Raw genomic sequence first — 5205 nt, 5'->3', positions numbered from 1 at the left:
GGCCCCGTACACACGATCCTCGCCTACGTCGCCGGCCGCTTCGACCGCGAGGTCGAGGCCCTCGTCAGGGGCTGGTGCTGGGGGCACAGCTACCGGCGGATCTCCGGCAGCACCTCGCTGTCGAACCACTCGAGCGGCACGGCCATCGACTGCAACGCCCCGCGCCACCCGCTCGGCAGGTCCGGGACGTTCTCGGCCGCACAGCGGTCGAGGATCCACACCATCGTGGCCTCGTGCGACGGCGTCGTCCGGTGGGGCGGCGACTACTCCGGCCGCAAGGACGAGATGCACTTCGAGATCGACGTGCGACCCGGCGACCCCCGAATCGCCCAGCTCGCCAAGAAGATCGGCGGTGGCGCCAGCACCCCGGCCCCGGCCCCGGTCACGTGGACGACGGTCCGGCGCGGCGCCACCGGCTTCCGCACGACGGCCGTCCAGCACCTGCTCCGCCAGCGCGGGTACTCCCTCACCGTCGACGGAGTCTTCGGCGCGGGCACCGAGAGCAGGGTCAGGGCCCTCCAGGCCTCGCGCCGGCTCGCGACAGACGGCGTCGTCGGGCCGAAGACATGGGCCGCGCTCGTCGTCACGGTCCAGCGCGGGTCGAGGGGCCAGGCGGTCGTCGCCGCCCAGAGGCTGCTGACGCACCGCGGCTACACCCTGACCGCCGACGGTGTCTTCGGCTCGATGACCGCGACGAAGGCGCAGGCCTTCCAGTCGACGCACGGCCTCACCGCGGACGGCGTCGTGGGCCCGCGCACGTGGGCCAGGCTGACCGCCTGAGACCGCGCCCGCGGCGTCGTCCGCGTCGAGTGGTGACCGCGACGACACGATTCGGTCACGCTGGGCATCGCGGTCGGCGCAGCATGTCTGTCCCTGCCGCGGGTGGGTACGTAGGTCCGACGGCCCGCACCACCACCCCCGGAAGGGGACATCGAACCATGCCCTCAGACCGCACGCCGCCGGCAACCCGGGTGGAGCAGCTGGAACAGACCCTCGAGGCGTTCGACGAGGCGGGGGGCCACCGCATCCTCGCCGACGTCTTCGCCGAGCTCGACGTCGATGACGCCGTGAGGGAGGTGCTGCTGCCGTACCTGCGGTCCGTCGGGAAGCGGTGGGAGACGGGCCGCATCGGTGTCGCGCAGGAGCACTTCGCGAGCAACGTGGTGCGCTCCCGCCTGTCCCTGCTCCTGCAGGACGCGGCCGAGAGGGTCACCGCGCCGCGACCTCTCGCCGTGCTCGCCTGCCTGCCCGGTGAGCACCACGAGCTCGGCCTCATGGCGGCCGCGCTCAGCCTCACGCGGCTCGGCTGGCAGGTCTGCTACCTCGGAGCCAACACGCCGACGGCCGAGCTGGCGCTCGCCTGCCGCAGGCTTCAGCCCGACGCCGTGATGCTGTCCGCGCTGCGACCGACGGCGTACGCGGCGCAGGCCGCCGCGCTGCGCCGGCTGGCCGAGTCGATGCCGGTGTACGTCGGTGCCGCGGGAGCGTCCGCGGAGGCGGCGACCCTGTGCCACGCGACCCACCTGCCCGGCGACCCGGTCTGGGCCGCACGGGTCGTCGACGAGCAGCGCGGATCTGCAGCCCGCGCCGTCGACGGCGCGGAACCCACTGCCGTGTAGGGCTTTCCCCGTCGGGTCGGACCGGGCTAGGCTCGCCGCCCATGAGCCCGGACGAGACGCTCGCAGATGCCCTGAGCCGCGATGCGGACGACCCGGCCGACGACGCCTACGCGGGGGATGCCGTCGACGACGCCGACCGGCAGGCGCCCGCGCCCCTGGGCCCCGTCATCGACCGACGCGACCCGCGGGTGGCCCTGGCGGTCGCCGGTATCGCCGCGGCCGCGGTCCTCGTCGGCGGCCTCGTCGCGCTCGTCATCGGCCTGGCCCGCTGACGCTCAGGAGATGAGGATCGGCTCCTTCGGGAGGCGGCGCACCTTGGTGCGGCGACGCCGCCGCTCGGGGATCATCGAGCGCATCTCCTCGAGGCGGCCGAAGCACAGGAGGCGGTCCTCGGCCTGCAGCTCGGTGCGGCGCCGAGGGTTGGGGATGACCGTCGTGCCGCGGTGCAGCGTCAGCACCTGGATGTCGCGCTCGTCCAGACCTGACTCGCTGATCGTCTTGCCGACGAGGTCGGCGCCGGTGTGCACGACGAGCTCGGCGACCCCGTAGCCCGTCGACACGGTGAGGCGCTGGCGCACGTCGATCTCGGGGAAGGCGACCTGGTTGGCGATGTGGTCGATGATGGCACCGGCGACGTCGAGCTTCGTGGCGCGCTCGATGCCCTCGAGGCCCGGCGAGGAGTTGACCTCCATGACGAGCGGGCCCTCGTTGCCCTCCAGCATGTCGACACCGGCGACGCGCAGGCCCATGATCTGCGCCGAACGCACCGCCGTCTCCTCGAACTCCCTTGACAGCTCGACGGGTTCGACCTCGCCGCCGCGGTGGACGTTGGAGCGGAACTCGTCGCCGTGCGCCCGCCGACGCATCGCCGCCACGACGCGGTCGCCGACGACGAGGGCACGGATGTCGCGTCCCTTCGACTCCGTGACGAAGCTCTGGATGAGCACGTTCTGCTTCGTGCTGTGCAGCGTCTCGATGATCGCCTCGGCGATCTTGATCTCGGGCGCGAGGATGACGCCGATGCCCTGCGTGCCCTCGAGGAGCTTGATGACGACCGGGGCGCCGCCGACGCGCTCGATGGCCGGGCGCACGTCGGCACGGTTGCGCACGAAGGTCGTCGCCGGCATGCCGATGTTGTGCCGCGAGAGGATCTGCGTCGCCCGCAGCTTGTCCCGGGCGTTGCTGATGCCATTGGCCGTGTTGGGCGTGTAGACGTCCATCTGCTCGAACTGGCGCACCACGGCGGTGCCGAAGTACGTGATCGAGTTGCCGATGCGCGGCAGGACCGCGTCGTAGTCGGACAGCGGCCGGCCGCGGAAGACGAGGTCCGGTTCGCGTCCGGACAGGTCGATGGCGAACCTCAGCGTGTTGAGCACCCGGGCCTCGTGGCCACGGGACAGGGCAGCCGTCTTGAGGCGCTGCGTCGAGTAGGCGCGCGGGGCGCGGGAGAGGATCGCGAGTTTCATGGGGGATGCCTGCAAGGATGGTCGGGTGTCCGGGCCGCCACATTCAAGCATCCTCGCCGGGTGGCGGGAATGGGTGAGCCTGCCCGCCTGCGACGTCGAGTGGGTCAAGGCCAAGCTCGACACGGGTGCCCGGTCCTCCTCGATGCACGCGTTCGACGTGTCGGAGTTCGAGCGCGACGGCACCGACTGGGTGCGGTTCTCGATCCACCCGTGGCAGCGGTCCGAGGCCGACCCCGCCGTCGTCGAGCGCCCGGTCCACGACCGGCGCTCGGTCCGCTCGTCGTCGGGGCACGCCGAGCACCGGCCGATCGTCCTGCTCGACCTCGTCCTCGTCGGGCGGACCGTGACGGCCGAGGTGTCGCTGACCGACCGCGACGAGATGGGCTTCCGGATGCTCGTGGGCCGCGAGGCGCTGCGTCAGGGGTTCCTCGTCGACTCCGGGCGCTCGTACCTCGGAGGGCGACCCCCGCTCGCGGTCCGGCGCAGGAACCGGGGCCGCTGATGCCGCGTCCGTCGTTCGCCATCGGCGCGGTCCGCGTCCGAGCGGGGTCGACGCGCGAGGTGGGGCTGCCGATCACCCGTCTCGTCACCGGGGCCGAGGTGAGCCTGCCGGTGCGCGTCGTCCACGGGCGCCAGGACGGCCCGACGGTGTGGCTGACCGCGGCCATCCACGGCGACGAGGTGGTCGGCGTCGAGGTCGTGCGGCGCGTCCTCGCCTCGCTGCCACCGCGCACCCTGAGCGGCACCGTCATCGCGGTCCCGATCGTCAACGTGCTCGGCTTCCAGACCGGCGACCGGTACCTGCCGGACCGCCGCGACCTCAACCGCGCCTTCCCCGGCTCGGCGCGCGGCTCCCTCGCCGGCCGCCTGGCGCACCTGCTCATGACGGAGGTGGTGGCCAAGGGCGACGTCGGCATCGACCTGCACACCGGCGCCGACCGGCGCAGCAACCTGCCCCAGGTGCGGGCCGACCTCGACGACCCGCGGACGCGCGAGCTCGCCTCGGCCTTCGGCGCACCGGTGGTCTACCACGCGCGGCTGCGCGACGGCTCGCTGCGGGCCGCGGCCAGGGAGCAGGGCGCGACGGTGCTCCTCTACGAGGGGGGCGAGGCGTGGCGTTTCGACGAGTGGGCCATCGAGTCCGGTGTCGTCGGCGTGCGCCGGGTGCTGGCCCGACTCGGCATGGTGGACCCGCTCGACGAGCCCCCACCCGCGCGGAGCCTGGTGTGCCGGTCGAGCGGCTGGGTCCGCGCGCCGGGCAGCGGCATCCTCCAGCTCGAGGCCACGCTCGGGCAGCGCGTGCAGCCCGGTGACCGGCTCGGCGGCCTGTCCGACTCCTTCGGCCGACGCGTCCGGCTGGTGCGCGCCGACCGGCCCGGCATCGTCATCGGCCGCACCCACGCGCCGCTGCTCAACCGCGGTGACGCCATCGTCCACATCGGCGAGGTCGAGGAGGACCACCCGACGCCGGACATGGCCGTCGAGCTGCCGCCCGACCCGACCGGCATCCCCTTGCTGCCCGAGGCGCCCGACCTCGCTGCCGGGGCACCCGACGGCGTGCCTCGTGACTAGGCTGCCGGTCATGGCCCGCCTCGTGCTCACCGTCATCGGCGACGACCGTGCCGGACTCGTCTCGGCCTTGGCCGACGTCGTCTCCGCGCACGACGGCAACTGGGAGCAGAGCCAGATGACCGAGCTGGCAGGCAAGTTCGCCGGGATCGTCGTCGTCGCCGTCCCGGACGCCCGTCGCGACGAGCTCGGCACCGCGCTGCGAGCGCTCGACGGTTTCCTCGAGGTCGCCGCCCACCCGGGGGCGGACACGGCGGCCGATGCGTCCACCGGCGCAGGCGTCGCCGCGTCCACCGAGGCAGGCGCCCTCGCAGGCGCCGGCGCGGGGGCCGCTCCGCCACGGCGCCTCACGCTGGACCTCCTCGGCAACGACCGTCCCGGCATCGTCCGCGAGGTGTCGTCGGTGCTGAGCCGGCACCACCTGTCGATCGAGACGATCACGACCGGGACCCGCGAGGCGCCGATGGCGGGCGGCCTGCTCTTCGAGGCCCATGTCGTCGTCGACGTGCCGGCCGCGACGGACCTTGCCGACCTGCGTGCGGACCTCGAGC

The 5205-nt window shown here is 73.4% G+C and carries 7 protein-coding genes; 6 read left to right on the top strand and 1 reads right to left on the bottom strand.

The window, feature by feature from the left end:
* The 3 genes from ACR9ZK_RS20690 to ACR9ZK_RS20680 form a co-directional block, all read left to right on the top strand.
* On the top strand, positions 1–780 hold a 780-nt coding region (locus ACR9ZK_RS20690), incomplete at its 5' end, for a peptidoglycan-binding protein (protein ID WP_481343848.1).
* A 158-nt stretch (positions 781–938) separates the two neighbouring features.
* The gene (locus ACR9ZK_RS20685) at positions 939–1619 is read left to right on the top strand and encodes a cobalamin B12-binding domain-containing protein (protein ID WP_481343847.1); all 681 of its coding nucleotides are present in this window, start codon (positions 939–941) and stop codon (positions 1617–1619) included.
* A 41-nt stretch (positions 1620–1660) separates the two neighbouring features.
* Positions 1661–1891, top strand: coding sequence for a hypothetical protein (locus ACR9ZK_RS20680; protein WP_481343846.1), 231 nt, complete (start codon positions 1661–1663; stop codon positions 1889–1891).
* A 3-nt stretch (positions 1892–1894) separates the two neighbouring features.
* On the opposite strand, the gene ACR9ZK_RS20675 is transcribed toward ACR9ZK_RS20680, so the two are convergent.
* Positions 1895–3085 carry a RimK family alpha-L-glutamate ligase gene (locus tag ACR9ZK_RS20675; RefSeq protein ID WP_481343845.1) on the bottom strand — a complete coding sequence of 397 codons (1191 nt, stop codon included), beginning with the start codon at positions 3083–3085 and terminating at the stop codon, positions 1895–1897.
* On the opposite strand from ACR9ZK_RS20675, the gene ACR9ZK_RS20670 reads away from it, so the two are divergent.
* The 3 genes from ACR9ZK_RS20670 to ACR9ZK_RS20660 form a co-directional block, all read left to right on the top strand.
* Positions 3084–3587 (top strand): ATP-dependent zinc protease family protein, encoded by a 504-nt coding sequence (locus ACR9ZK_RS20670; protein ID WP_481343844.1) that lies wholly within the window; start codon positions 3084–3086, stop codon positions 3585–3587. The genes ACR9ZK_RS20675 and ACR9ZK_RS20670 overlap by 2 nt on opposite strands.
* Positions 3587–4657 (top strand): succinylglutamate desuccinylase/aspartoacylase family protein, encoded by a 1071-nt coding sequence (locus ACR9ZK_RS20665; RefSeq protein WP_481343843.1) that lies wholly within the window; start codon positions 3587–3589, stop codon positions 4655–4657. Before ACR9ZK_RS20670 ends, ACR9ZK_RS20665 begins: the two co-directional genes overlap by 1 nt.
* 10 nt (positions 4658–4667) lie before the next feature.
* Positions 4668–5205: glycine cleavage system transcriptional repressor (locus ACR9ZK_RS20660; RefSeq protein WP_481343842.1), on the top strand; the 538-nt coding region annotated here is incomplete at its 3' end.

It is taken from the genome of Monashia sp. HAY1-5C, assembly GCF_056755255.1.
This window is presented reverse-complemented; position numbering and strand designations above follow the sequence as displayed.